The 25,804-nt window shown below is 71.0% G+C and carries 22 protein-coding genes; 6 read left to right on the forward strand and 16 right to left on the reverse strand.

Features of this window, described 5'->3' with window-relative positions; all coding sequences use genetic code 11:
* Positions 1 to 872: 872 nt before the first annotated feature.
* Positions 873 to 2,087, reverse strand: a complete 1,215-nt coding sequence (locus tag LDL48_RS37825) for an NADP-dependent isocitrate dehydrogenase (RefSeq protein ID WP_225259981.1) — start codon at positions 2,085 to 2,087, stop codon at positions 873 to 875.
* Between the two features lie 110 nt (positions 2,088 to 2,197).
* Between LDL48_RS37825 and LDL48_RS37830 the strand changes: the two genes are divergently transcribed.
* A complete protein-coding gene (locus tag LDL48_RS37830; RefSeq protein WP_225259982.1) occupies positions 2,198 to 2,974 on the forward strand; it encodes an MBL fold metallo-hydrolase in 777 nt (258 codons plus the stop codon).
* A gap of 42 nt (positions 2,975 to 3,016) precedes the next feature.
* Here LDL48_RS37830 and mdh read toward each other — a convergent pair whose 3' ends face one another.
* The 5 genes from mdh to purN form a co-directional block, all read right to left on the reverse strand.
* A complete protein-coding gene (mdh, locus tag LDL48_RS37835) occupies positions 3,017 to 3,967 on the reverse strand; it encodes a malate dehydrogenase (RefSeq protein WP_225259983.1) in 951 nt (316 codons plus the stop codon).
* Positions 3,968 to 4,039: 72 nt separating this feature from the next.
* Complete coding sequence (locus LDL48_RS37840) at positions 4,040 to 4,909, reverse strand: bifunctional methylenetetrahydrofolate dehydrogenase/methenyltetrahydrofolate cyclohydrolase (protein ID WP_225259984.1); 870 nt, start codon at positions 4,907 to 4,909, stop codon at positions 4,040 to 4,042.
* Between the two features lie 6 nt (positions 4,910 to 4,915).
* A complete protein-coding gene (locus tag LDL48_RS44835; RefSeq protein ID WP_225259985.1) occupies positions 4,916 to 5,518 on the reverse strand; it encodes a pentapeptide repeat-containing protein in 603 nt (200 codons plus the stop codon).
* Between the two features lie 19 nt (positions 5,519 to 5,537).
* Positions 5,538 to 7,100 (reverse strand): bifunctional phosphoribosylaminoimidazolecarboxamide formyltransferase/IMP cyclohydrolase, encoded by a 1,563-nt coding sequence (gene purH / locus LDL48_RS37850; RefSeq protein WP_225259986.1) that lies wholly within the window; start codon positions 7,098 to 7,100, stop codon positions 5,538 to 5,540.
* Positions 7,097 to 7,714, reverse strand: coding sequence for a phosphoribosylglycinamide formyltransferase (gene purN, locus LDL48_RS37855; protein ID WP_225259987.1), 618 nt, complete (start codon positions 7,712 to 7,714; stop codon positions 7,097 to 7,099). The genes purH and purN overlap by 4 nt, the downstream gene beginning before the upstream one ends.
* A gap of 148 nt (positions 7,715 to 7,862) precedes the next feature.
* On the opposite strand from purN, the gene LDL48_RS37860 reads away from it, so the two are divergent.
* Positions 7,863 to 8,195 (forward strand): DUF4190 domain-containing protein, encoded by a 333-nt coding sequence (locus LDL48_RS37860; RefSeq protein WP_225259988.1) that lies wholly within the window; start codon positions 7,863 to 7,865, stop codon positions 8,193 to 8,195.
* A gap of 49 nt (positions 8,196 to 8,244) precedes the next feature.
* Here LDL48_RS37860 and LDL48_RS37865 read toward each other — a convergent pair whose 3' ends face one another.
* The 4 genes from LDL48_RS37865 to icmB all read right to left on the reverse strand — a co-directional run bounded on the left by LDL48_RS37865 (position 8,245) and on the right by icmB (position 12,719).
* The gene (locus LDL48_RS37865) at positions 8,245 to 9,729 is read right to left on the reverse strand and encodes a cell division protein PerM (RefSeq protein ID WP_225259989.1); all 1,485 of its coding nucleotides are present in this window, start codon (positions 9,727 to 9,729) and stop codon (positions 8,245 to 8,247) included.
* A gap of 148 nt (positions 9,730 to 9,877) precedes the next feature.
* The gene (sucD, locus tag LDL48_RS37870) at positions 9,878 to 10,759 is read right to left on the reverse strand and encodes a succinate--CoA ligase subunit alpha (RefSeq protein ID WP_225259990.1); all 882 of its coding nucleotides are present in this window, start codon (positions 10,757 to 10,759) and stop codon (positions 9,878 to 9,880) included.
* Positions 10,760 to 10,763: 4 nt separating this feature from the next.
* The gene (gene sucC, locus LDL48_RS37875; protein WP_225259991.1) at positions 10,764 to 11,942 is read right to left on the reverse strand and encodes an ADP-forming succinate--CoA ligase subunit beta; all 1,179 of its coding nucleotides are present in this window, start codon (positions 11,940 to 11,942) and stop codon (positions 10,764 to 10,766) included.
* Positions 11,943 to 12,314: 372 nt separating this feature from the next.
* Positions 12,315 to 12,719 (reverse strand): coenzyme B12-dependent isobutyryl CoA mutase small subunit, encoded by a 405-nt coding sequence (gene icmB / locus LDL48_RS37880; protein WP_225259992.1) that lies wholly within the window; start codon positions 12,717 to 12,719, stop codon positions 12,315 to 12,317.
* 409 nt (positions 12,720 to 13,128) lie between these two features.
* Here icmB and LDL48_RS37885 point away from each other — a divergent pair, with 409 nt between their 5' ends.
* A complete protein-coding gene (locus tag LDL48_RS37885; RefSeq protein ID WP_225259993.1) occupies positions 13,129 to 13,863 on the forward strand; it encodes a M23 family metallopeptidase in 735 nt (244 codons plus the stop codon).
* 141 nt (positions 13,864 to 14,004) lie between these two features.
* Positions 14,005 to 15,177 carry a M23 family metallopeptidase gene (locus LDL48_RS44840; protein WP_225259994.1) on the forward strand — a complete coding sequence of 391 codons (1,173 nt, stop codon included), beginning with the start codon at positions 14,005 to 14,007 and terminating at the stop codon, positions 15,175 to 15,177.
* On the opposite strand, the gene pcrA is transcribed toward LDL48_RS44840, so the two are convergent.
* Complete coding sequence (pcrA, locus tag LDL48_RS37895) at positions 15,174 to 17,597, reverse strand: DNA helicase PcrA (RefSeq protein ID WP_225259995.1); 2,424 nt, start codon at positions 17,595 to 17,597, stop codon at positions 15,174 to 15,176. The genes LDL48_RS44840 and pcrA overlap by 4 nt on opposite strands.
* A 191-nt stretch (positions 17,598 to 17,788) precedes the next feature.
* On the opposite strand from pcrA, the gene LDL48_RS37900 reads away from it, so the two are divergent.
* Positions 17,789 to 19,630: a bifunctional metallophosphatase/5'-nucleotidase gene (locus LDL48_RS37900; RefSeq protein WP_225259996.1), complete on the forward strand. Its 1,842-nt coding sequence runs from the start codon at positions 17,789 to 17,791 to the stop codon at positions 19,628 to 19,630.
* A 220-nt stretch (positions 19,631 to 19,850) separates the two neighbouring features.
* Entirely contained in the window at positions 19,851 to 20,141 is a 291-nt protein-coding gene (locus LDL48_RS37905) for a chorismate mutase (RefSeq protein WP_225259997.1), read from the forward strand.
* 36 nt (positions 20,142 to 20,177) lie between these two features.
* Here LDL48_RS37905 and LDL48_RS37910 read toward each other — a convergent pair whose 3' ends face one another.
* From LDL48_RS37910 to LDL48_RS37930, 5 genes are all read right to left on the reverse strand, one after another.
* Complete coding sequence (locus LDL48_RS37910; RefSeq protein WP_225259998.1) at positions 20,178 to 21,170, reverse strand: ABC transporter ATP-binding protein; 993 nt, start codon at positions 21,168 to 21,170, stop codon at positions 20,178 to 20,180.
* Positions 21,163 to 22,194, reverse strand: coding sequence for an ABC transporter ATP-binding protein (locus LDL48_RS37915; protein WP_225259999.1), 1,032 nt, complete (start codon positions 22,192 to 22,194; stop codon positions 21,163 to 21,165). Before LDL48_RS37915 ends, LDL48_RS37910 begins: the two co-directional genes overlap by 8 nt.
* Positions 22,195 to 22,201: 7 nt before the next feature.
* Positions 22,202 to 23,113, reverse strand: a complete 912-nt coding sequence (locus LDL48_RS37920; RefSeq protein WP_225260000.1) for an ABC transporter permease — start codon at positions 23,111 to 23,113, stop codon at positions 22,202 to 22,204.
* Positions 23,106 to 24,032, reverse strand: coding sequence for an ABC transporter permease (locus LDL48_RS37925; RefSeq protein WP_225260001.1), 927 nt, complete (start codon positions 24,030 to 24,032; stop codon positions 23,106 to 23,108). Before LDL48_RS37925 ends, LDL48_RS37920 begins: the two co-directional genes overlap by 8 nt.
* Positions 24,033 to 24,108: 76 nt before the next feature.
* On the reverse strand, positions 24,109 to 25,749 hold the full coding sequence (locus LDL48_RS37930) for a peptide ABC transporter substrate-binding protein (protein ID WP_372472282.1): 1,641 nt from the start codon (positions 25,747 to 25,749) through the stop codon (positions 24,109 to 24,111).
* Positions 25,750 to 25,804 lie beyond the last annotated feature (55 nt).

The raw sequence follows: 25,804 nt of genomic DNA on the forward strand, positions 1-25,804 counted from the left end.
CACTCCAGCCTCGGCTACCAAAGCCCCGCCACCTACGAGGACAACACCAACCTCCGACCGCTGACCGCGCTCAAGGTAGCTTGACGATCAACACATAGACCCTGTCCGCCGAATCGGGTCAAGCCCAAACCGCGTGGGGAGCTGGGGCACGGAGCTCGCCACAACTCCCCGCAGCGCACAGCACCGCAAACCGCGTGGGAAGCATGGGCACGAAACGCGCCCCAACTTCCCGCAGTTATGTGAGAACTGAGATGCCGCGAACGCCGCACGCAACACGCATAAATGCATGCTGCAGCGCAATCGCCGCCCGATAACCCGCTCCGAGCCGAGCGGACCCGGGACCCAGGCCGAGCCGAGCCCAGCCGAGCCCAGCCCAGCCGAGCCCAGCCGAGCCCAGCCCAGCCCAGCCCAGCCCAGCCCAGCCGAGCCCAGCCGAGCCCAGCCGAGCCCAGCCGAGCCCAGCCGGGACCGCAGCTGAGGCGGGGCGAAAGCCGCAACGCAGCCACAGCCACAGCCACAGCCGTGACCGGAGCCGGAACGCAGCCGGAGCCGGAGCCGGAGCCGGAGCCGGAGCCGGGATTAGGGGGCGGGGGGCCCGGGACAAGGCCCCCCGCAGGGAAGGGACGGCAGGCCAACTCTGCCTACTGGTCGCGATATTCCGGGGAGAACCGATCGGCGCCCGGGACAAGGCAGCCAGATCGGCGGGCGACCCCTCGGTCTCGCGACCGTCATCCGTTCTGTCTTGGAAAACGATGACACATGTCGCCGGTTACGCGGTTAAAACATGCAGTATTGTGCATGATTTTTCACCACTCCGGCGCACCGCGGACGAAAGGGCCGCCGGCGCGCACGCCGACGGCCCCCGGGAAGACTCAGGCCAACTTGCGAGCCAGATTCTCGTCCAGCGCGGTCATGAACTCGTCCGTGGTGAGCCACGGCGCGTCCTTCGAGATCAGCAGCGCCAGGTCCTTGGTCATCTGGCCGCCCTCGACGGTCTCCACGCAGACTCGCTCCAGCGTCTCGGCGAACTCGGTCACCGCGGGCGTCTCGTCGAGCACGCCGCGGTGCTTGAGGCCACCGGTCCAGGCGAAGATCGAGGCGATCGGGTTGGTCGAGGTCTTCTCGCCCTTCTGCCACTGCCGGTAGTGCCGGGTGACCGTGCCGTGCGCGGCCTCCGCCTCGACGGTCCGGCCGTCCGGGGTCATCAGCACCGAGGTCATCAGGCCCAGCGAGCCGAAGCCCTGGGCCACCGTGTCGGACTGCACGTCACCGTCGTAGTTCTTGCACGCCCAGACGTAGCCGCCCTCCCACTTCATCGCGGCCGCGACCATGTCGTCGATCAGCCGGTGCTCGTAGGTCAGGCCGGCCGCCTTGAAGTCCTCGGCGAACTCGGTCTCGAAGATCTCCGCGAACAGGTCCTTGAAGCGACCGTCGTACGCCTTGAGGATGGTGTTCTTCGTCGACAGGTAGACCGGGTAGTTCCGGGCCAGGCCGTAGCGGAACGACGCGCGGGCGAAGTCCCGGATCGAGGAGTCGAAGTTGTACATGCCCATGCCGATGCCGCCGGCCGGGAAGTCCGCGACGTGGAACTCGATCGGCTCGGAACCGTCGGTGGGCGTGAAGGTCATGGTGAACGACCCGGCCTTGGGCGCGACGAAGTCGGTGGCCTTGTACTGGTCGCCGTGCGCGTGCCGGCCGATGATGATCGGCTTGGTCCAGCCGGGCACCAGGCGGGGCACGTTCGACATGATGATCGGCTCGCGGAAGACCACGCCGCCGAGGATGTTGCGGATGGTGCCGTTCGGCGAGCGCCACATCTTCTTCAGGCCGAACTCGTCGACCCGCGCCTCGTCCGGCGTGATGGTCGCGCACTTCACGCCGACGCCGTGCTGCTTGATGGCGTTGGCCGCGTCGACGGTGACCTGGTCGTCGGTCTCGTCGCGGTGCTGGATCGACAGGTCGTAGTACTCGAGGGGTACGTCGAGGTAGGGCAGGATCAGCTGCTCACGGATCTGCTTCCAGATGATCCGGGTCATCTCGTCGCCGTCGAGCTCCACGACCGGATTGTTGACCTTGATTTTCGCCATTCGGCCGGCGCTCCCTTCCGCAGGACACATGCGTTAGCAGTACGAGCGTACTGCCCACGGGTGGAAGATCGCTCGCCGACCCTGATCGGCGTCGGCATTAGGCTCGGGTGATGCTGCGGAGAGCCCTGGGACCGCTGACCGTCACCGCTGTCCAGGACGCCGAGGGACCGTTCTTCGAGCCCCGCGAGCGCGCGTTCCCGGACGCCACCCCGGCGCAGTGGGCGGCGGCGGACGCGTTCGACCCGGCCGCGCGGACCGCGGACGGCCGCTGGTGGTTGCGCTTCCGGAGCTTCGCGATCCGGTACGCGGACGGCCCGGTCACGCTGGTCGACGCGGGCATCGGGCCGGCCGGCGCGCCGGCGAAGTCCTGGGCGCCGGTGCCGGGACGGCTGCCCGACGCGCTGGCCGAGGCTGGCATCGCGCCGGGCGACGTGGCCGCGATCGTGCTGACCCACCTGCACACCGACCACATCGGCTGGGCGATGCCGGCCACCACGCCGTTCCCGCAGGCCCGGGTGGTGGTGCCGAAGGCCGACCTGGCGGCGTTCGCCGCGGTGCGGGAGGCGGACCTGTTCGGCCCGTTGCGCGCGGCCGGACGGCTCGAGGTGACCGACGGCGAACGGGAGATCGCTTCGGGGGTACGGGTGCTGCCGACTCCCGGGCACACGCCGGGCCACCAGTGCGTGGTGGTGTCCGGGCCGGAGGGCCGCCTGGTGGTCACCGGGGACCTGCTGGTGCACGCGATCCAGCTGCTGCACCCGGAGCTGGGGTACGCGCACGACATGGACGCCGGGCGGGCCCGGGTCAGCCGGGCGTCGGTGCTGGCCGCGGGCGGCGAGCTGGCGGTGTCGCACCTGGGCACGCCGTTCCTGCGTACCGGACGGTGAAAGGCCGGGGCGCACGGCCCCGGCCTTCCGTCAGTGTCTGGTTCAGAGGTCGGCGACGTCCGCCTGCTTGGCGCGCACCGCCTCGGCGGCCTCCTTCAGGCCGGCCAGCTCGGTGTCGGTGAGCTTGTCCTCGACCACCTTCTTGATGCCGGTGGCGCCGATCTCCGCCTCGACGCCCAGGTAGACGCCGCTGATGCCGTATTCGCCGTCGACCCAGGCGCACACCGGCATGACCGCGCCGGAGTCCTCCGCGACGGCCTTGGCCATCCGGGCCGCGGCGGCCGACGGGGCGTAGTAGGCCGAACCGGTCTTGAGCAGCGCAACCACCTCGGCGCCGCCGTTGCGGGTGCGGACCACCAGTTCCTCGATCTTCTCGGCCGGGAGCAGGTCGGCGAGCGGCTTGCCGTCGACCGTGCAGCGCGACGGGACCGGGACCATGGTGTCGCCGTGCGAGCCGAGGGTGAGCGCCTTGACGCTCTTCACCGGGACCTCGAGGGTCTCGGCGATGAAGTTCGTGAAGCGCGCGGTGTCGAGGACGCCGGCCTGGCCGAAGACCCGGTTGCGCGGGAACTGGGTGGCGATCTGCGCGAGCGCGGTCATCTCGTCGACCGGGTTGGAGACGACGATGACGACGGCGTTGGGCGCGTACTTCGCCACGTTCTCCGCCACCTGGCGGACGATCTTGGCGTTGACCTCGAGCAGGTCCATCCGGCTCATCCCCGGCTTACGCGGCAGGCCGGCCGTGATCACCACGACGTCGGAGCCCTCGATCTGCTCGTAACCCTCGCCGTTCGGACCGGTGGTGACGCCGACGACCTTGGTCTCGAAGCCCTCGACCGGACGCGACTGGTTCATGTCCAGCGCCAGGCCCGCCGGCTTGCCGTCGATGATGTCGGTGAGCACCACGGTCTCGAAGATGTCGTACTCGGCGAGCCGCTGTGCGGTCGTGGAACCGTAGAAGCCGGCGCCTACGACGGTGACCTTCTTGCCCATAGCTATCCACTCCCAGTCGGTCTTTTCCGGACCGTATCAGTCGGGTAACGGCTGCCTGCCGCGCAGGGGTTCTTAACGCGAACTAAGCCACTCGGCGCGTTCCACCACGTTCGTCAGCAACATCGCCCGGGTCATCGGGCCGACGCCGCCGGGCACCGGCACCACCGCGCCGGCCACCTCGCGCACGTCGAGCGCGACGTCACCGGTGTAGCGGCCCTTGCCGTCGTCGCCGACCACCCGGGTGATGCCGACATCGACCACGGTGGCGCCGGGCTTGACCATGTCCGCGGTGACCAGCCCGGGTACGCCCACGGCCGCCACCACGATGTCCGCGCGGCGCAGGTGGGCGGCCAGGTCCCGGGTGCCGGTGTGGCAGAGCGTCACGGTGGCGTTCTCGGTACGGCGGGTGAGCAGCAGCCCCAGCGGCCGGCCCACCGTGGTGCCCCGGCCGACCACCGTCACCTCGGCGCCGTCCAGCGGGATGTCGTGGCGCCGCAGCAGGTGCACGATGCCCCGCGGGGTGCACGGCAGCGGGCCCGGATAGCCCAGCACCAGCCGGCCCAGGTTCACCGGGTGCAGCCCGTCGGCGTCCTTGTCCGGGTCGATCAGTTCGAGGATCCGCCCGGTGTCCAGGTGCTTCGGCAGCGGCAGCTGGACGATGTACCCGTGGCAGGACTCGTCCGCGTTCAGCTCGGCGATCACCGCCTCCAGCTGCTCCTGGGAGACGTCGGCCGGCAGGTCGCGCCGGATCGAGGCGATGCCGACCTCGGCGCAGTCCCGGTGCTTGCCCTCCACGTAGGCGTGCGAACCCGGGTCGTCACCGACCAGCACGGTGCCGAGGCCGGGCACGACACCCCGCTCGCCCAGTGCCTTGACCCGCGTACGCAGGTCTTCCTTCACCGCGGCCGCCGCGGCCTTACCGTCCAGGATCTTCGCCGTCACAGCTTTCTACCCCTCAACCTTGGCCCCGTACGCGGCGGCGAACAGCACCGCCTGCGGCACGTCGATCTTCGTTCCGGTGATGTCGATGTCCTTGAGCTGCACGCCGCCCAGGTCGGCACCGCGCAGGTCGGTGCCCTTGAGCTTGGCGTCGGCGAGCCGGGCGCCGAACAGGTCCGCGTCGCGCAGATCGGCCCGGGACAGGTCGGCCCCGGTCAGATCCGCCTCCCGCAGGCGCAGCCCGGCGAGCTTGGCGCCGGTCAGGTTCTGGCCGCGCAACGACACGAACCCCCAGTCGCCGCCGTCGATCGTCAACGGCCGCAGTCCACAGTCGAGGAACTGGGTGCCGGTGAGCTTGCAGCCGGTCAGCGTCGCGTCGAAGAAGGACGAGCGCTCGACGACCGACTGCAGGATCGCGCAGTTGTTCAGTTCGGCCGCGTTGAACCGGACGTTGCCGAAGCGGCAGTGCGTGAACGTGCAGCCGGTCAGCCGGGCCTCCGACCAGTCGACGTCGTGGAACGCGCAGTCCTCGTAGTGGACGCGGCCGACCTCGGCGAGCGCCCAGTCCTTGCCGGAGAACGTCTCGTTGTGCACCACCTGGTCGGCATCCACCACGCCACCGCCCGTCCCGTCAGTGATAGAAGTGCCGGGTCCCGGTGAGGTAGACCGTCAGCCCGGCCTTCTCCGCCGCCTCGATGATCAGGTTGTCGCGGATCGAGCCGCCCGGCTGCACGACCGCCTTGACGCCGGCCTCGATCAGCACCTCCAGCCCGTCCGGGAACGGGAAGAACGCGTCCGAGGCCGCGACGCTGCCCCGGGCCCGGTCGGCACCGGCCCGGCTCACCGCGAGGTGCGCGGCGTCCACCCGGTTGACCTGGCCCATGCCCACGCCCACGGTAGCGCCGTCCGAGGCCAGCAGGATGGCGTTGCTCTTCACGCTGCGGATCGCCCGCCAGGCGAACGCCAGGTCCCGCAGGTCGTCCGCGGTGGCCGGCGCGCCGGTGGCCAGCGTCCAGTTCGCCGGGTCGTCGCCGTCCGCGTCGATCCGGTCCGCCATCTGCACCAGCACGCCGCCGCCGACCTGCTTGAACTCGGCCGGTGCCGGGTTCCACGGCGGGGCCACCAGCACCCGCAGGTTCTTCTTCTCGCGCAGCACGTCGACGGCGCCGCTCGCGTACGACGGCGCCACGATCACCTCGGTGAAGATGTCCGCCACCTGCTGGGCCAGCTCCACGGTGACCGGCCGGTTGACCGCGATCACGCCGCCGAACGCCGACGTCGGGTCGCACGCGTGGGCCTTGCGGTGGGCGTCGGCGACGTCCGCGCCGACCGCGATGCCGCACGGGTTGGCGTGCTTGATGATCGCCACGCACGGGTCGGTGAAGTCGTTCGCGCTGCGCCAGGCGGCGTCCGCGTCCACGTAGTTGTTGTAGGACATCTCCTTGCCGTGCAACTGCTCGGCCTGGGCCAGCCCGGCCGGCGCGTTCGGGTCGGCGTACAACGCCGCCTGCTGGTGCGGGTTCTCGCCGTAGCGCAGCGCGGCGTCCCGCTTGAGCGCCAGCCCGGCGAACTCCGGCCAATCAGACGGTGCGAGCGTGGTCGCGCACCAGTTGGCGACCGCCACGTCGTACTTGGCGATGTCCGCGAAGGCGCGGGCCGCGAGCAGCTTGCGCTGCGTCAGCGTGAAACCGCCGTCCGCCAGGGCGTCCACGATCAGCGGGTACGCCGCCACGGACGTCACCACGGCCACCGACGGGTGGTTCTTGGCCGCCGCCCGGACCATCGCCGGGCCACCGATGTCGATCTGCTCGACGCACTCGTCCACGCTCGCGCCCGAGGCAACCGTCTCGGTGAACGGGTACAGGTTGCTGACCAGCAGGTCGAACGGCGCCACACCGAGTTCGGCGAGCTGCTCGGCATGGGCCGGCAGCCGGAGGTCGGCGAGCAGCCCGGCGTGCACCTTCGGGTGCAACGTCTTCACCCGGCCGTCCAGGCACTCGGGGAAGCCGGTCAGCTCCTCGACCCGGGTCACCGGCACGCCGGCCCGTTCCACGGTCGCCGCGGTCGAGCCGGTGGAGACCACCTCGACGCCGGCCGCGTGCAGCGCCCCGGCCAGCTCGACGAGGCCCGTCTTGTCGTACACGCTGAGCAGCGCCCGCTTGATCGGACGGCGGCCCTCGGCCTCGGAGGTCATGGGATACGTACCTTTCTGTCCTGGATGGTCCAGCCCTCTCGGACCAGCCGGCCGACGTACTCGACCAGCTGGGCGCGCTCGGCCACTTTGATGCGCTCGGTCAGCGACTCCTCCGTGTCGTCGTCGAGCACGGGAACGGTGACCTGCGCGATGATCGGGCCGGTGTCCACGCCCGCGTCGACGAAGAACAGCGTCGCACCGGCCACCTTCACGCCGTACGCGAGCGCGTCCCGGGGGCCGTGGATGCCGGGGAAGGACGGCAGCAGCGCGTTGTGCGTGTTCACGTACCGGTCGCCGAAGGCCGTCAGGAAGGTGTCGCCGACCAGCTTCAGGAAGCCGGCCGAGATGACCAGGTCGGGCTTGTGCTCGGCGACGTGGGCGGTGAGCGCGGCGTCCCAGTCGGCCCGGGTCGGATAGGCCTTCACCCGGTCCACGAACGTGGGCACCCCGGCGGCGGCGGCGCGGTCCAGCCCGGCGATGCCGTCACGGTCGGCGCCGACCGCGACGACGCGGGCACCGTATCCGGGGTCGGCGGTGGCGTCGAGGAGAGCCTGCAGGTTGCTGCCGGACCCGGAGAGCAGGACGACCAGGCGGGCGGGCGCGGGGTCGGTCACCTGAGCACCCTAACGCCCGGCCCCCGGACCCCGGCCGACGGGTCGCGACCAGCGCGCCGATGGTCAGCGGAATCGGCTGATCATCGGTTACGCTGCCGGTCCTTTCTTCTACTCAACGATGTTCGGTAATCACACGGAGGTACCTGACGTGACGACGCCACCGCCTTACTACGGTCCGCCCGCCGGCGGGCCGAGCGCTCCCCAGAACACCCAGGGCCTCGTGGCGCTGATTCTCGGCATCGCGTCGATCCCGCTGGCCTGCTGCCCCTACCTGGGCGTCCCGGTCGGCATCGCCGGCGCGATCCTCGGCTACCTCGGCCGGCAGAAGGCCGCACAGGGCCTCGCCACCAACCGCAGCCAGGCGCAGACCGGCCTGATCTGCGGCATCATCGGCGTCGTGCTGGGCATCCTGATCGTCATCCTGTCGTTCAGCCTGAGCGCGTTCGACTGGCAGACCTACATCAACGAGAACAGCAACTGAGTCCGCCGGCACCGCGGGTCGGGCGGGCAGCCGTCCGGTCCGCGGGTGCTCAGCGGCGCGGCGTGGCGCGGAACGCCCGGGCCGCGGCCGCGCCGACCGTCGCCGACACCGCGACCACCACGGCACCGGCCAGCATCACCTGCCAGGCCACCGGGCCCACCTGAGCCATCCGCCCGTCGCCGAGCGGGCCGCCGGAGATCCGGGCCAGCGCACCCAGCACCAGGCCCGCGACCGGCCCGGCGAGCAGCGCCGAACCGAGCACCCGCGACCAGGCCGGCCCGGCCACGTCAGCCTGCTGGGTGACCAGCCGGCGGGTCAGCATCCACCCGGCGAACATCCCGGCCGCCACCGGCACCGCCAGCAGGGCCGCGCCGGTCGCACCCATCGGGCCGTCCGGGAGTCCGGCCAGCAGCGGCAGCGTGGGCAACGGCCCGACGGTCACCTCGGTGACCCGGATCGAGGTGTCGGCACCCAGCGAGAAGCCCGGCCCGAGCAGGTAGGCGGCGGCCCACACCGCGCCGTTCGCGCCGTATGCGAGGCTGACCAGCGTGATGCCGGCCTGACCGACCACGCCGGTGCGGAACGCGGCGAACATGTCGGCGGCCTGACCGGCGCCGACCGCCACGGACAGCCCGGTGAACGCGGCGCCGGCCGCCAGCACGAGCAGTGCGGCCACCATCCCGGTCCGCAGCCCGTGCCGCGCCACCGGCGGGATCCGGTGTGCCAGCACCATCAGCGTGTCGGTGCTGCGCAGCGAGCCGATCAGCGCCCCGCCGGTCCCGATGATCAGGAGGTACACGGCGGCCCGGGACGGAACGACGGTGTGGCCGGGTCCGTTCACCACCATCGCGGTGGCCGTGCCGAGGGCCGCGTACCAGAGTCCGACCGCGCCCGCGACCAGCAGCGCGTCGCGGAACGAACCGCTGTGCCGGGCCCCGATCGCGCGGGTGACATGCAGGCCGGCGCGGATCAGGCGCCAGCCGATGAGCAGGCTGAGCAGCAGCGGCGGCAGGCCGAGCGGCCCGAGTGAGGTGCCCAGGGGTACGCCGTGACCGAGCAGCCAGCCGGCCAGTCCGGCCTCCGCGGCTCCGCCCAGGCCGCCGTCGCCCTCGAGCGTGCGGGCCAGGCCGACCGCCGCGGTGACCGGCAGGTAGGACAGGAGCGCCGCCCACAGCGTGGCGAACCCGGCCGCCACCGCGAGCGGGGCACGCCCGGACCGGTCCGCCGGCCGGCGCGGGCGGGACAGCTTGACGGTCTCCCGGTTGCCGGCCTGCGGATCGATCCGCACGGTGGCCCGGTCCGCCACGTCGATCCCCTGGGTCCGGTGCCGGGACACGTCCACCGGCACGGTCTCGCGGACGTCGTCCACCAGCAGATCGTCGTCGGCGCCGCCCGGGGCGGCCGCGGGCTCACCGGACCGGGCCCGCGCCACCCGCACGGTCTCGCGCGTGTCGGCAAGCCCCGTCGCCTCGGCGACCTCGAAGAGGTCCTCCGAGCCGTCGGGGCCGTCGGGACGGTCGGGAGTGATCGGCATCGAGCCCTACTTTTCCACGCCGGACCCCCGACAGCGACGTAGAAACGACGGCGCGCCGCCGAACGGAGCGGTAAACCCCGATCTGCGGCGCCCATCCATCTACCTGGCTCCCGCCCTCAACCGGGCGGGAGCGTTCCCTCCGGCCTGCTCAGCTCATGACCTCACGCATGAGCCGGGCGGTCTCGCTCGGGGTCTTGCCCACCTTGACGCCGGCGGCCTCCAGGGCCTCCTTCTTGGCGTCGGCGGTGCCGGCCGAACCGGAGATGATCGCCCCGGCGTGGCCCATGGTCTTCCCCGGCGGCGCGGTGAAGCCGGCGATGTAGCCGACCACCGGCTTGGTCACGTGCGCCTTGATGAACTCGGCCGCGCGCTCCTCGGCGTCGCCGCCGATCTCACCGATCATCACGATCGCGTCGGTGTCCGGGTCGTCCTGGAACGCCCTCAGCGCGTCGATGTGGGTGGTGCCGATGACCGGGTCGCCGCCGATGCCGACGCAGGTGGAGAAGCCGATGTCGCGCAGCTCGTACATCAGCTGGTAGGTCAGCGTGCCGCTCTTGCTGACCAGGCCGATCCGGCCGGCCGGGGTGATGTCGGCCGGGATGATCCCGGCGTTGGACGCGCCGGGCGAGGCGATGCCCGGGCAGTTCGGGCCGATGATCCGGGTCCGCTCGCCCTTGACCACGTTGTGCGCCCAGAACGCGGCCGAGTCCTGCACCGGTACGCCCTCGGTGATCACCACGGCGAGCGGGATCTCGGCGTCGATCGCCTCGAGCACCGCGGCCTTGGTGAACTGCGGCGGCACGAAGATGACCGTGACGTCCGCGCCGGTCTCCTTGATCGCGTCCGCGACGCCGGCGAAGACCGGCAGCTCGGTGCCGTCGAAGTCCACGGTCGTGCCGGCCTTGCGCGGGTTCACGCCGCCGACCACGTTGGTGCCCGCGGCGAGCATCCGGCGGGTGTGCTTCGAGCCTTCCGAGCCGGTCATGCCCTGGACGATGACCTTGGAGTCCTTGGTGAGCCAGATAGCCATGTCGTCACTTCCCCGCAGCCGCGAGCTCGGCGGCGCGCTCGGCCGCTCCGTCCATCGTGTCCACCCGCTCGACCAGCGGGTTCTTCGCCTCGTCCAGGATGGCCCGGCCGGCCTCGGCGTTGTTGCCGTCGAGGCGGACCACGAGCGGCTTGGTGACCGCCTCGCCGCGCTGCTCGAGAAGCGCCAGGGCCTGGATGATGCCGTTGGCGACCTCGTCGCAGGCGGTGATGCCGCCGAAGACGTTCACGAAGACCGACTTCACGGACGGGTCGGAGAGCACGATCTCGAGGCCGTTCGCCATCACCGCGGCACTGGCGCCGCCGCCGATGTCGAGGAAGTTGGCCGGCTTGACGCCGCCGTGGCCCTCGCCCGCGTACGCCACCACGTCCAGCGTCGACATGACCAGGCCGGCGCCGTTGCCGATGATGCCGACCTCGCCGTCCAGCTTGACGTAGTTGAGGTCCTTCGCCTTGGCGGCCTGCTCCAGCGGGTCGACCGCGGACTGGTCCACCAGCGCCTCGTGGTCGGGGTGCCGGAAACCGGCGTTCTCGTCCAGGGTGACCTTGGCGTCCAGGCAGAGCACCCGGCCGTCACCGACCTTGGCCAGCGGGTTCACCTCGACCAGCGTGGCGTCCTCGGCGATGAAGGTCTGCCACAGCTTCACCGCGATGTCGGCGACCTGGTCGGCCACCTCGGCGGGGAACTGCCCGGCGGCCGCGATCTCGTGGGCCTTGGCCCGGTCGACGCCGACGTTCGCGTCGATCGCGATCTTCGCGACCTTGTCCGGCTGCTCCTCGGCGACCTGCTCGATCTCCATGCCGCCGGCCACGCTGGCGATGCAGAGGTAGGTGCGGTTGGCGCGGTCCAGCAGGTAGGAGAAGTAGTACTCCTCCACGATGTCCGCGGTCTCGGCCAGCATCACCTTGTGCACGGTGTGGCCCTTGATGTCCATGCCGAGGATGTCGGTCGCCCGGGCCTCGGCCTCGTCGGCGTCCGCCGCCAGCTTGACGCCGCCCGCCTTGCCGCGGCCACCGACCTTGACCTGGGCCTTCACCACGACCCGGCCAACGACCCGCTCGGCGATCGCGCGCGCCTCCTGCGGGGTCTCGGCGACGCCGCCGCCCAGCACGGGCAACCCGTGCCGTTCGAACAGGTCGCGCCCCTGATACTCGAACAGGTCCACGTGTCTCCTTTCGCTCGCGACGCCCGGATCCCTTGCGTCCCGACCTGTGTCCGCGGCGCGGCATCCCGGCGCCGCCGGCGTGAGAGGAATGTCCGGTCGCCGCGCATGCGGGACGACCTCCATCGGAAGACTATCCACCGGGTGGGCGGCCACGCTGGCGCGGGTGCACGGTGTGCAAGACGGCACATGTACGCGCCGGTTCGAAAGATCTGACCAACCGCGTAACCGGCTCACCAGGGCGTCGTTGAGTGTGATGTCGGAGCGCTGAGCGCCCGGTGGAAGCGGCCGATGCCCTGTCGGTCGAGGGGTGGCGGCGGGGCATCGTGCATAGAGAGGCCGGACGTGTGAGGGGTGCGTCCGGCCTCTCCCTAATCAGCCGACCGGGGTCGCCACATTGGCGCGTACCCATTCGATGATGGACGCGGTGGTGGCTCCCGGAGTGAAAATCCGGGCCACCCCGAGCGTTTCCAATTCGGCGATGTCGTCGGCCGGAATGATGCCGCCGCCGAATACCACGATGTCCGCGGCGTCACGCTCAGCCAACAGCTCGATTACTCGGCGAAACAATGTCATGTGGGCGCCGGAGAGCACCGAGAGCCCGATCGCGTCGGCGTCCTCCTGGATCGCCGTCTCTACGATCTGCTCCGGGGTCTGGTGCAGGCCGGTGTAGACGACTTCCATGCCGGCGTCGCGCAACGCCCGGGCCACCACCTTCGCACCGCGGTCGTGGCCGTCCAGCCCCGGCTTCGCCACGACGACCCTGATCCGAGCCTGCATCTCGACGACCCTCCTCGACTGAAGCACCTGAACGAACGGTAACCCCCGGACCGCGCGCCGGGTAGCCGACTCCCCGATCCGTGCCAACTCACCGGAAACCGCGGGCGCATAAAGCAAGCACCGTTTAACGTATTCCACGTCACATGACTTTGCGTTTCCCGGCCAGTAACGGAGAGCAATCAACGAACCTCCACGGAAAAGGTAACGAATTCGGACATTCGCGCTCCAATGCCCATACGGAACTGTCAGGGAATTGGCGCTCCGACTTGTGACGCGCGGTGCGTTTCGTTACCGTGGCCCACGGCTGTCAACGGGTTAACCCCAGGAGACGGCTCGGCACACCACCGCTCACCCGCTGTCGCGGACCCGGTGGACCGCCGCCCGGAATGCCACTGACGGAGGGTTGTTCGTGCGCCAGCGCTTGTCGTCTGAGCCCGATCGCTATCGCGGCCGACGTCGCGTGCCTACCCCTCCCCGCAGCCGCTATGCCGCAGTCGGAGCGGCCGCCTTCGTCGGGGCCGGAGTCGTCGCCATCGGCGCCGCGTCCAACCTCCCGGACGTCAAGGCGGTCAGCCCTCAGGTCCTGCAGGATCTGGAGAACGCCGCGGTCAGCGACAGCCTGGCGGAGCGCGAGGCCGACTCGGACCGCGCCTCCCGTGGCGAGGAACGCGGCACGGAGGCCACCACCAAGATCTCCGACGAGCAGGCCGAGGCCGAGGCCTGGCTGCTCCCGCTGGACGAGTTCACCTTCACCTCGCCGTACGGCGTGCGGGTCGGCAAGCTGCACGCCGGCATCGACCTGGTGGCGCCGGAGGGCACGACGTACCAGGCGATCCACGCGGGCGAGGTGACCGCCGCCGGCTACAACGGGGCGTACGGCTACTCGCTCACGATCCGCCAGGACGACGGCACCGAGATCATCTACGCGCACTCGCGGCGCCTGCTCGTGCAGAAGGGCGACCAGGTCAAGGCCGGTCAGCCGATCGGTCAGGTCGGGAACACCGGCCACTCACTCGGCACCCACCTGCACATCGAGATCCACAAGGACGGCGAGCCCACCGACCCGGTTCCGCTGCTCCGCCAGCACGGCGTCGACGTCAAGCTCAAGATCGAATCGGTGTACGGCAACCTCGCCGCTTCCTGATCGCAACTTTTCCTCCCCGCCCGGTTGCAACTCGGGTGGATGTCCCGCATCACGCCTGTCGTCCCTCAAGGTTCGCAGGGCCGTGCCGACTCCTCATGGTGTCGAGCACCCGCCCCGCAGCCCCGGAGGGATCACTCCACCGTGCAGCATCGAGCCAAGCCCGGCCGTCACCGCCGAACGGAAGCGCTGCACCGCCACCGCGCCCCGCGCCGCCGCCCGGCTGACCAGTCGGCAGCCTCGCGCCCGGAGGCACCGACCCCGCGCTCCGCGCGTCCGGAGAACCAGGCCGCGGCCCGTTTCCTGCGGCTGGAGGACCGGCCCGCCCCGGGCCGGCACCGGGCACCCACCAAGCCGCTGGCCCCCGCCCTGCTCGGCGAGCGCGGCCGCCACGCCGTGATGACCGCCGCGCTGGTCGCCGGCGTCGGCGTCGTCGGCATGTCCAGCGCCGCGGCCGGCGCCCAGGCGAGCGGCTCCGGCATGTCCGTCTACGCCGCGACCGGGGCCACCGGCACGCCGGCCGCCTCCTCCGCGTCCACCGCCGAGGTCACCGCGGCGCGCGCCGTCGACCTCACCGTGCCCTACGACGCCGTCGACCTCACGCCGACCGGCAACGCCACCGGCTACACCCCGACCGGCTCGGCCACCGGAACGACCGGCCTCGACCTGACCGGCACCGGCTACGCCGCCGACGGTGCGATGCGGAACGGCACCGAGCTGGCCGGCCACGACGTCGCCCTGCCGTTCGCCGGGGCCAACCGGGCCGGCGTACGGGGCGCCCGCAAGGTCAAGCCCCCGCCGCCGCCACCCCCGATCGTCGTGGAGTGGGTGCACCCGATGGCCGAGGGCGCGGTGACCTCCTGCTTCGGGCCGCGCTGGGGCCGCCTGCACGCCGGCGTCGACCTGGCCACCACCAGCGGCACCCCGATCCACGCGGCCGGGGCCGGCGTCGTGGTGCGGGCCGGCGAGGCCGGCGGGTACGGCAACGCGGTGCTGATCGACCACGGGAACGGGTTCCTCACCCACTACGGCCACATGTCCGTCATCGGCGTCACCGCGGGCCAGCAGGTCGCGGTCGGCCAGGAGATCGGCAAGGAAGGCTCCACCGGCCACTCGACCGGGCCGCACCTGCACTTCGAGGTGCACGAGGGCAGCTACAAGAACCCGATCGAGCCGACCGCGTGGATGGCCGAGCGCGGCGTGGACCTGAACGGCTGCGCCAGCGACGAAGCCGGCACCGACGACCCCGGCCACGCGCACGACGAGGAGGACGAGCAGAAGGACGGAGAGAAGGACGGGGAGAAGGCGGCGGGCTAGATCTTCTCCAGCGGGGCGTGCCGCAGGACGAGCCACATCACCTGGTCACCGAAGTCGATCTGGGCCCGTGCGCCCGGCCCGTGCCCCTCCACCGTGACCACCCGGCCCAGCCCGTACCGCTGATGGTTGACCCGGTCGCCGGCCGAGACCTTCGGGGCCTGGCGCATCTCGCTCGCCGTGGTGAGCTTGCTGGCGTCCACGCCGAGACGTTCCGCGAGGCGCTGCGCCTTGGGCGTACCCCCGGCGAAGCCTCCGCCGCGCCCACGGTCGCCGCCACCGCGACCACCCACGCCCCCGCCGGTGCCGGACCAGGACGTGTACGACCCGGCGGTGCGCTCCCACCGGACCAGCTCGACGGGCAACTCGTCGGTGAACCGGGACGGCGGGTTGTACTGCGGCTGCCCCCACGCCGACCGGGTCACCGCCCGGGACAGGTAGAGCCGCTGGCGGGCCCGGGTGATTCCGACGTAGGCGAGGCGGCGCTCCTCCTCCAGCTCGGTGTTGTCGCCGAGCGCGCGCATGTGCGGGAAGACGCCGTCCTCCAGCCCGGTGAGGAACACCACCGGGAACTCCAGGCCCTTCGCGGTGTGCAGCGTCATCAACGTGACCACGCCCTGGTGCTCGGGGTCGTCGCTGGGCACCTGGTCGGCGTCGGCCACCAGGGCGACCTGCTCCAGGAAGCCGGCCAGGGTGGCGCCCGGCGCGCCCTCGTCGGCGGCCGTCGCCTCCACCCGTTCGGTGTACTCCCGGGCGACGCTCACGAGTTCCTGCAGGTTCTCCACCCGGCCCTGGTCCTGCGGGTCGATGCTCTCCTCCAACTCGGACAGCAGACCGGACCGCTGCAGCACCGCCTCGAGCACCTCCTCGGGCGGCGCGGTGCGGGTCAGCTCGCGCAGGTCGTCGAGCAGCGCGACGAACTCGGCGATGCTGTTGACCGCGCGGGTGGAGATGCCGGGCGCGTCCTTGGCGCGACGCAGCGCCTGCCCGAAGGACAGGCGGTCCCGGGTGGACAGTGCCTCGACGCAGGCCTCGGCGCGGTCCCCGATGCCGCGGCGCGGCGTGTTCAGCACGCGGCGGATGCTCACCGTGTCGTCGTCGTTCACGATCGCCCGCAGGTACGCCAGCGCGTCGCGGACCTCCTTGCGCTCGTAGAAGCGCACCCCACCGACCACCTTGTAGGGCAGGCCGACCCGGATGAACACCTCCTCGAACACCCGGGACTGGGCGTTGGTGCGGTAGAAGACCGCCACGTCGCCGGGGCGGACCTCCTCGTGGTCGCAGAGCCGGTCGATCTCCCGCGCCACCCAGTCCGCCTCGGCGTGCTCGGTGTCGGCCACGTACCCGACGATCTGCTCGCCGGCGCCCTGGTCGCTCCACAGTCTTTTCGGCTTGCGCGACGAGTTGCGGTCGATCACCGCGTTGGCCGCGGACAGGATGGTCTGGGTGGAGCGGTAGTTCTGCTCCAGCAGGATGGTGCGCGCGTCCGGATAGTCGCGCTCGAACTCCAGGATGTTGCGGATGGTGGCGCCGCGGAACGCGTAGATCGACTGGTCCGCGTCGCCCACCACGCACAGCTCGGCCGGCGGCGGGTCCGCGTCGGCCGGGCCGACCAGTTCCCGGACCAGGGTGTACTGCGCGTGGTTGGTGTCCTGGTACTCGTCCACCAGGACGTGCCGGAACCGCCGCCGGTAGGCCTCGGCCACGTGCGGGTGCGACTGCAGCAGGTGCACGGTCGACATGATGATGTCGTCGAAGTCCAGCGCGTGCGCCTCGCGCAGCCGGCGCTGATACAGCACGTACGCCTCGGCGAGGGCCCGCTCGTTGGGGCCCTTGGCGCGGTCGGCGAACTCCTCCGGCTCGACCAGCTCGTTCTTCAGGTTGGACACCTGGGCGGCCAGGCCGCGCGCCGGGTACCGCTTCGGGTCGAGGTCGAGCTCGCGGGTGACCAGCTGCATCAGGCGCCGCGAGTCGTCCGCGTCGTAGATGGAGAACGTGCTCTTCAGGCCGGCGTGCTCGTGCTCGGCCCGGAGGATGCGCACGCAGGCCGAGTGGAACGTGGACACCCACATCAGCCGGGCCCGCGGGCCGACCAGCGCGGCCACCCGCTCCTTCATCTCGCCGGCGGCCTTGTTGGTGAACGTGATGGCGATGATCTCGCCGGGGTGGACGTTCCGCTCGGCCAGCAGGTAGGCGATCCGGTGGGTGAGCACCCGGGTCTTGCCGGAACCGGCGCCGGCCACGATCAGCAACGGCGAGCCGGCATGGGTCACCGCGTCACGCTGCGGCCCGTTGAGCCCGGTCAGCAGCGACTCCGCGTCGATCCGGCGGGCGGGCGGGCGCCGCGGCGTGTCCCGGGCGGGCGGTGGCTGCACGGGCGGGACGCCGAACAGGGGCTGGGGGTGTTCCGGAAGGGCTCGCATCTCGGCGGCAAGTCTATGCCGCACCACCGACAACAATCGCTCCCGCGGTCGGGTGTGACAAAAGCGGACCAGGGGGTACGACGGGGCCGCCGCAATCTAGTTGTCATCCGGAATCGGTAGCGCTGACCAGCGTCGATACACCAGGCTGGATCTCGTTGGCTGGTCCCAAGACCCGATCGGGAGACCGAAGTATGAACCACCCCCGCCCTCGTGGCCGGGCCGTGCTGCGCCACCTCGCGGTACCCGCCCTCGCCCTGGCCGTCGTCGCCACCCTGCCGATGACCAGATCCGAATCCCCGGCGGCCGAGGCCACCGGGCCCGCGCCGGGCATGGCACCGGCCAGCGTCTCCTACGGCCTTCCGGGCCGCGCGACCGTCAAGGGCCAGTTCCTCAGCTACAACGACTTCCACGGCGCGATCGACCCGCCGGCCGGCAGCGGCGCGGCGGTCAACGGCACCCCGGCCGGCGGCGTCGAATACCTGGCCACCTGGCTGAAGCGGCTGCGCGCCGAGGCGGCCGCCGAGAAGCGCACCACGCTGACCGTCGGTGCCGGCGACCTGATCGGCGCAACGCCGCTGGTCAGCGCCGCGTTCCACGACGAGCCGACGATCGAGCTGATGAACGAGATCGGGTTGCAGGTCAGCTCCGTCGGCAACCACGAGTTCGACGAGGGCGTGGACGAGCTGATCCGGATGCAGCGCGGCGGCTGCCACCCGACCGACGGCTGCCAGGACGGCGACGGTTTCGGCGGTGCCGACTTCCGCTACCTGGCGGCGAACACCGTGCACAAGCGGACCGGCCTGCCGATCCTGCCGCCCATCGACATCCGCTTCGTCGGCGGCGTCCCGGTCGGTTTCGTCGGCCTCACGCTGGAAGGCACCCCGGAGATCGTCAACCCGGCGGGCATCAAGAACGTGCGCTTCACCGACGAGGTGCGGACCGCCAACAAGTGGAGCAACGTGCTCAAGCTGCTCGGCGTCAAGGCGCAGGTGCTGCTGGTGCACGAGGGCGGCGCCCAGGCGGTGTCGCCGACCCCCGGGGTGGACGACTGCAACGGCTTCACCGGTCCCATCGTGCCGATCGTGGCCGGTCTGAACCCCGAGTTCAGCCTGGTCGTCTCCGGCCACACCCACCGCTTCTACACCTGCACGCTGCCGAACCGCGGCGGCACCTCGGTGGTCACCAGCGCCGGCAACAACGGGCAGATCATCACCGACGTCGCCTACACGCTGGACCGCCGCAGCGGCCGGTTCGCCGAGGTGGACGCGCGCAACGTGATCGTCGAGAACGGCGTCCGGAACCCGGACGGCACCTGGCAGTCGCAGGGCGGCGTCTTCGTGAAGAACCCGGACCTGGTCGACCCGGCCGCCAAGAAGGTCGCCGACAAGTACCGCACCGCGGTCGCCCCGATCGCCAACCGGGTGGTCGGCGCGATCACCGGCGACATCGTCCGGGACGCCCGGCCCAACGGCGAGAGCCCGCTCGGCGACGTGATCGCGGACGCGCAGCTGGCGTACACCCAGGCCAACGGCGCGCAGATCGCGCTGATGAACCCGGGCGGCATCCGGGCCTCGCTGTCCATGGCGAGCACCGGCGGCGAGGCACCCGGCCAGGTGACGTACGGCGAGGCGTTCACCGTCCAGCCGTTCAACAACCTGGTGGTCACCCAGACGCTCACCGGTGCGCAGCTCTCCGACGTGCTGGAACAGCAGTTCGTCGGCTTCGGCGGGCAGGGCACGCAGCGCATCCTGCAGGTGTCGGCGGGCTTCACGTACACCTTCGACAAGACCGCGGCGGCCGGCTCGCGGGTCAGCAACCTGGCGCTGAACGGCACGCCGATCGACCCCGCCGCGACGTACCGGGTGACGACCAACGACTTCCTGGCCAACGGCGGCGACGGCTTCACCAACCTGACGCTGGGCACGGACCGGGCCACCGCGCCGGGCTTCGACGTCGACGCGCTGATCGCGTACCTCGGCGGGCCGAACCCGGTCGCGCCCGGCCCGGCGAACCGGATCACCGGCGTGGCGTGATTCCCACCGTTCGGGCCGTTTCCTTGCGGAGCGGCCCGCGGCGGGTACATACTCGCTTCGTGATCCCGCAGACGCGATTTTTTTACTACGGCACCGGCAGTCCGGCGACCGTAGGCCGCGTCTGAACGACAGACCTACATCAAGCCCCGGGCTGCCCAGCCCGGGGCTTGATGCTGCCCGGGCCGGGTCGACCGAGGCCTCAGCACCTGAGGAGCACGACATGACCGCCGATGTGATGGACCAGCCGACCGGTGCCGGCGAGGCCCCCGCCGCGGACGAGATCCGCGCGATGCGCGAGCGGATCGACGAGATCGACCAGGCCATCATCGACCTGTGGCTGGAACGGGCACGCCTGTCCCAGCAGGTCGGCAAGACCAGGATGGCCTCCGGCGGGACCCGGCTGGTGCTGTCCCGGGAGCGCGAGATCGTGGAGCGCTTCCGCACCGCACTGGGCGCGGACGGCACCCAGGTCGCCCTGATGATCCTGCGCGCCGGGCGCGGTCCGCTCTGACGACGGCACCGGGCCCGACCGAGCCGGAGCCGGCTGCTATCCGCTGTGCAGCACGTCGCGCACCTCCGCGAAATGGCATGCGCTCGGGTGCGGTGACCGGTCCCTGATCTGCAACGCCGGCTCCTGCTCCGCGCACACCTCCCGGGCCTTCCAGCAGCGGGTCCGGAACCGGCACCCGGACGGCGGGTCGGCCGGCGAGGGCACGTCGCCGGAGAGCACGATCTGGTCCCGCCGGCCGCGCAGGCGCGGGTCCGGGACCGGCACCGCGGACAGCAGGGCCTGCGTGTACGGGTGGGTCGGCTGCTCGTAGATCTCCCGGTCGTCGCCGATCTCCACGATCTTGCCGAGGTACATCACCGCGACCCGGTCGGAGATGTGCCGGACCACCGACAGGTCGTGCGCGATGAAGACGTACGACAGCCCGAACTCGTCCTGCAGCTGCTCGAGCAGGTTGATCACCTGGGCCTGGATGGACACGTCCAGCGCGGACACCGGTTCGTCGCAGACGATGATCTCCGGTTTCAGGGCGAGCGCCCGGGCGATGCCGATGCGCTGGCGCTGGCCGCCGGAGAACTGGTGCGGGTACCGGTTCGCGTGGTCGGGACTGAGCCCGACCGTGTCGAGCAGGTCCTGCACGGCCCGGAGGCGGCCGCGGCGCGGGACTACGTCCGGGTGGATGGCGAACGGTTCACCGACGATGTCGCCGACCGTCATCCGGGGATTCAGCGAGGTGTACGGGTCCTGCAGCACCATCTGGATGTGCCGCCGGGCCCGGCGGAGCGCGCCACCGGTCAGCGCGGCCATGTTCTGGCCCCGGACTCCGATCTCCCCGGCCGTCGGTTTCTCCAGGCCCACCAGCAGCTTGGCCAGTGTCGACTTGCCGCAGCCGGACTCCCCCACCACGCCCAGCGTCTCGCCGCGCCGCAGGTGCAGGTCCACGCCGTCGACCGCGCGCACCGCCCCGACCTTGGACCGGAAGTGTTTGACCAGCCCTCGGGTCTCCAGTACGACGTCGGCGCGGTCACTCATCGCCGACCACCTCTCTCCAGAAGTGGCACCGAGCGGTGCGGCCGGGGGCCACCGCGTACGGCGGGGGCGGGTCGTGCCGGCAGGCATCCTGCGCGTAGTCGCACCGGGGGTGGAACGGGCAGCCGGCCGGGATCGCGTCGAGTGCCGGCGGCAACCCGCGGATCACGTTGAGCTGCCCGCCCTTGTGGTCCAGGCGCGGGATCGATTCGAGCAGGGCCCGGGTGTACGGGTGCGCGGGGCGGGCGTAGATGTCGTGGACCGGTGCCTCCTCGACGACCTTGCCGGCGTACATCACCGCGATCCGGTCGGCGACGTCGGCCACCACGCCCATGTCATGGGTGATCAGGATCAGGCCCATGTTGCGCTGCCGCTGCTGCTCGGCCAGCAGCCCCATGATCTGGGCCTGCACGGTCACGTCCAGGGCCGTGGTGGGCTCGTCGGCGATCAGCACCTCGGGGTCCAGCGCCAGCGCCATGGCGATCATGACGCGCTGCCGCATGCCGCCGGAGAACTGGTGCGGGTAGTCCCCGATCCGGGCCTTCGCGAGCGGGATCTGCACCTGGTCGAGCAGCTCGACGGCACGCTTCCGGGCGTCCCGCCGGGACATGCCGCGGTGCACCCGGAACAGCTCGCCGAGCTGGAACCCGACGGTGTAGACCGGGTTGAGCGCGGACAGCGCGTCCTGGAAGATCATCGCGATCCGGTTGGCGCGCACCCGCCGGCGCTGCTCCTCCGGCAGCGGCAGCAGGTCCAGGCCGCGGTACCGGACCTCGCCGCCGGTGACGTGGCCGGGCGGGCTGTCCAGGATGCCCATGACGGCCTGCGCGGTCACCGACTTGCCGCACCCGGACTCACCGAGGATGGCGAGTGTCTCGCCGGGCGACACCCGGAAGTTCACGCCGTTGACGGCGTGCGCGACGCCGTACCGGGTGCGGAACTCCACGTGCAGGTCGGTCACCTCGAGGAGCGGGGCCGCCCGGTCCACGCCGGGGAGCACGTCCGTCTCCGCCCTGATCTCGGTCATCGGACGGTCACCGCAGCTTCGGGTCGAAGGCGTCGCGGATGGCGTCGCCGAGCATGATCACGGCCAGCACGGTCAGGGCCAGGAACACCGAGGGCCAGACCAGCGGGGCGGCCGCCGAGCGGACGAACCGGCCGGACTCGTTGATCGCGATGCCCCAGCTGATCGCGTCGCCCTGCAGGCCGATGCCGAGGAACGACAGCGTCGCCTCGGTGGCGATGTTGGCGCCCAGCAGGACGGTCAGCACCACGATGAACGGCGCCACGGAGTTCGGCAGGATGTGCCGCATCATCAGCCGGGCCGGGCCGGCACCGAGCATCCGGGCGGCGGCCACGTAGTCCTGGTTCTTCGCCGAGATCACCGAGGACCGGACGACCCGGGCCGCGGTGGTCCAGCCGAGCAGGCCGAGCGTGAGGACCACCGCCAGGACGCCGTCGTCGCTCGCGTTCTGCGACAGCCGCCGGGCCAGCACGATCGCGCCGAGCAGGAACGGGATGCCCAGCACGACGTCGACGACCCGGGACAGCACGGCGTCCGCCCAGCCGCCGAGGTAGCCGGCGGCGAGCCCGACGACCAGGCCGATCACACCGGCGATCAGCGTCGCCAGGATGCCCACGGTGATCGAGTTGCGGGCGCCGTACACGGTGCGGGCGTAGGTGTCGCAGCCCTGGAAGTCGTACCCGAAGAACGCCGTGCCGCTGGGGCCGTCGTACTGCCGGTCCAGCGTGCAGGCGCGCGGGTCGGCCGGGGTGAACAGCGCCGGGAACGCGGCCATCACCAGGAACAGCGCGACGAGCACGGCGGCGATCCAGAAGGTACGGCTGCGACGCAGGTCCCGCCACGCGTCCCCGGCCAGGCCACGGGGCCGGTCCGCCGCGGGCGCCGGGCCGGCGACGCCGGTCACCACCCCCGGGTCACGCATAGCGGATCCGCGGGTCGAGGGCGGCGTACAGCAGGTCGACCACCAGGTTCACCACCAGGAAGACGATCACCAGGATGCTGACGAACCCGACCACCAGCGGGCCGTCCTCGGTGGTGATGCCGCGGAACAGGTTGAAGCCGACGCCCGGAATGTTGAAGACGCCCTCGGTGACGATCGCGCCCGACATCAGGTTGCCGATGTCGACGCCGACCAGCGTGACCACCGGGATGAGCGAGTTGCGCAGCACGTGCACGCCGATCACCCGCCGGCCGGACAGGCCCTTGGCGCGCGCGGTACGGACGTAGTCGGCCCGCAGGTTCTCCGCGACCGCGGACCGGGTCACCCGCAGCTGGGTGGCGACCACCAGGCTGCCCAGGACGATGGCGGGCAGCAGCAGCGCCCACCACGAGGCGTCCCGGCCGGCGGTGGGCGGGAACCAGCCGAGCTGGACGCCGAAGACGAGCCGGGCCAGCGGGGCCAGCACCACGATCGGCAGGCACAGGATGACCAGCGTGAGCACCAGGGTGACGTTGTCGAAGGTGCCGGCCCGGCGGATGCCCGAGACGACCCCGGCGGTGATCGCCACGGTCGCCGCGATCACGATGGCCAGCAGGGCCAGCTTGATCGTCACCGGCCAGGCGTCGGCCATCATGTCCGAGATCCGCCGCCCGGTCAGCGAGGTGCCGAAGTCACCGGTCAGCAGACCCTCCATGTAGTACCGGTACTGCTGGAGGAACGGCTCGTCCAGGTGGTAGCGCTCGGTGAGGATCTGGCGTTGGCTGTCCGTGATGGGCCGGTCGCCGGCCAGCGCCTGCACCGGGTCGTCCTGATTGGCGAACATCAGCGCGTACACGATGAAGGTGGCGCCGAAGAAGGTGAGCACCATCTGCAGCAGGCGCCGCAGGATGTAGCGGAACATGGGGAGCGGCCTCTTCCGCGAAAGGTGGCGCCACGGTGTCAGCTTGCCGTGACGCCACCATGTCGGACGGTGTCTGCTACTTACCGGCCACGAGTTCGATCTTGTAGATGTCGACCTTGCGGAACAGGTCGACCGAAACGTTGGCCACCCGGTCGGAGAATCCGTACACATTCTGGCCGAAGCGCAGCGGGATCACCGGCATGTCGTCGGCGAGGATGTCCTCGGCCTGCTGCCACTTCTTGATCGCCTCCTGCGGCGTGCGCGCCGCGGAGCCCTGGGCCAGCAGGTTGTCGAACGCCGTGCTGCTGTAGCCGTAGTAGTTCGACGAGCCGGTGGTGCTGTACAGCGGCCCGAGGTAGCTCTCCATCAGCGGGTAGTCCATCACCCAGGCGAGGCGGATCAGCCCGACCGGCTCCCGCGCCTTGACCTTGGTGAGCATGTCGGAGAACTTCGGCTCGCCCACGCCGATGCAGTTGACCCCGAGCGCCGCCTTGAGCTGGTTGCACATCGCGTCCACCCACGCCTTGTGCGGGCCGTCCGTGTTGTACGTGATCCGGATCTCGGACGGGCCGCCGGCCTTGGTGTACAGCTGCTTCGCCTTGGCCGGGTCGTGCACGCAGAACTCGCCGCACGAGTTCGGCCGGTACCCGGTCACCACCGGAGACACGAACGACGTCGCGGGCGTCTCCGAGTCGAGGAAGATCTGCTTGGTCATCTCCTCGCGGTCGATCGCCATGGAGATGGCCCGGCGGACGTCGCGGTTCTGGAACTCCTTGAGGAAGGTCGGGAAGCCCACGAACTGGAACGACGAGTTCGGGCTCCGCTGCAGCCGGTCACCGAGGTCACCGGAGGCGGACGCGAGACTCTCCAACGGGATCTGCGTCTGCACGTCCACGTTACCCGCCACCAGGTCGGCGTACTGTGCCTGCTGGTCCTGATAGATCTTCCAGGTGATGCCGTTGACCTTGGGAGCGGTGCCCTTGAAGTCGGCGTACCTCTCGACCTTGATCTCCGAATCGTGCTCCCACTTGCCCTTCATCTTGAACGGGCCGTTACCGACCGGCGCGTCCTCGAAGCCCTCGGCGAGCACGCCCGGGGCGGAGAACGCGGCCTTGGGCAGCGGGTAGAACGAGTTGTAGCCCATCACGGCCTTCCAGCCGGCGAACGGCGCCGACAGCGTGACCGTGAACGTGGTGTCGTCGACCTTCTTCAGGCCGGTGAGGGTCTTGGCCTTGGGCGCCGGGGCCTTCTGCGGGCCCTCCTCGCCGTCCGGGTCCTTGGCCTGCAGGTCGACGAAGCCGTCGATCCGCGAGTAGAAGTACGAACCGCCCTGCCCGTTCGGCGCGTAGGCACCGTAGTTCCACGCGTCGATGTAGTTGTCCGCGGTGACCGGCTCCCCGTTGTGGAACGTGAACCCGGGCTTGAGCTTGACCGTCCAGACCTTGTTGTCGTCGGAGGTGATGGACTCCGCGGCCGTCTCGACCGGCTGCTTCTTCGCGTCGAACGTCACCAGCGGGTAGTACAGCGACGCCAGCACCTGGGAGCCGGCCGTCTCGGTGGTGTTCGACGGCACCAGGTGCTGCGGCTCCACGATGCCGATGACGACGCTGTCCGCGGAATCTTCGCTGTCGTCGGAACCGCCTCCGGTGCATCCGGCGGCCAACAGGGCGATGGCGGCCGCGCCGGCCGCCATCTTCCATGGGCGTTTCCCAAGCATGGGGAATGCCTCCTTCAGGGGCGCTCACGCGGGGGGTATGTGAGTAGCTGCCACT

The sequence above is a fragment of the Jidongwangia harbinensis genome (assembly GCF_020216025.1).
Taxonomy (GTDB): Bacteria; Actinomycetota; Actinomycetes; order Mycobacteriales; family Micromonosporaceae; genus Actinoplanes; species Actinoplanes harbinensis.

Excerpts from the sequence above, each read along its gene's own strand:
- pcrA (WP_225259995.1), bottom strand. The coding sequence starts at position 17,597 with ATGCGAGCCCTTCCGGAACACCCCCAGCCCCTGTTCGGCGTCCCGCCC.
- sucD (WP_225259990.1), bottom strand. The coding sequence starts at position 10,759 with ATGGCTATCTGGCTCACCAAGGACTCCAAGGTCATCGTCCAGGGCATG.
- LDL48_RS37900 (WP_225259996.1), top strand. The coding sequence starts at position 17,789 with ATGAACCACCCCCGCCCTCGTGGCCGGGCCGTGCTGCGCCACCTCGCG.
- icmB (WP_225259992.1), bottom strand. The coding sequence starts at position 12,719 with ATGCAGGCTCGGATCAGGGTCGTCGTGGCGAAGCCGGGGCTGGACGGC.
- LDL48_RS37865 (WP_225259989.1), bottom strand. The coding sequence starts at position 9,729 with ATGCCGATCACTCCCGACCGTCCCGACGGCCCCGACGGCTCGGAGGAC.
- LDL48_RS37905 (WP_225259997.1), top strand. The coding sequence starts at position 19,851 with ATGACCGCCGATGTGATGGACCAGCCGACCGGTGCCGGCGAGGCCCCC.
- LDL48_RS37915 (WP_225259999.1), bottom strand. The coding sequence starts at position 22,194 with ATGACCGAGATCAGGGCGGAGACGGACGTGCTCCCCGGCGTGGACCGG.
- LDL48_RS37825 (WP_225259981.1), bottom strand. The coding sequence starts at position 2,087 with ATGGCGAAAATCAAGGTCAACAATCCGGTCGTGGAGCTCGACGGCGAC.
- LDL48_RS37930 (WP_372472282.1), bottom strand. The coding sequence starts at position 25,749 with ATGCTTGGGAAACGCCCATGGAAGATGGCGGCCGGCGCGGCCGCCATC.
- LDL48_RS37830 (WP_225259982.1), top strand. The coding sequence starts at position 2,198 with ATGCTGCGGAGAGCCCTGGGACCGCTGACCGTCACCGCTGTCCAGGAC.
- LDL48_RS37920 (WP_225260000.1), bottom strand. The coding sequence starts at position 23,113 with ATGCGTGACCCGGGGGTGGTGACCGGCGTCGCCGGCCCGGCGCCCGCG.
- mdh (WP_225259983.1), bottom strand. The coding sequence starts at position 3,967 with ATGGGCAAGAAGGTCACCGTCGTAGGCGCCGGCTTCTACGGTTCCACG.
- LDL48_RS37910 (WP_225259998.1), bottom strand. The coding sequence starts at position 21,170 with ATGAGTGACCGCGCCGACGTCGTACTGGAGACCCGAGGGCTGGTCAAA.
- purH (WP_225259986.1), bottom strand. The coding sequence starts at position 7,100 with ATGACCTCCGAGGCCGAGGGCCGCCGTCCGATCAAGCGGGCGCTGCTC.
- LDL48_RS37925 (WP_225260001.1), bottom strand. The coding sequence starts at position 24,032 with ATGTTCCGCTACATCCTGCGGCGCCTGCTGCAGATGGTGCTCACCTTC.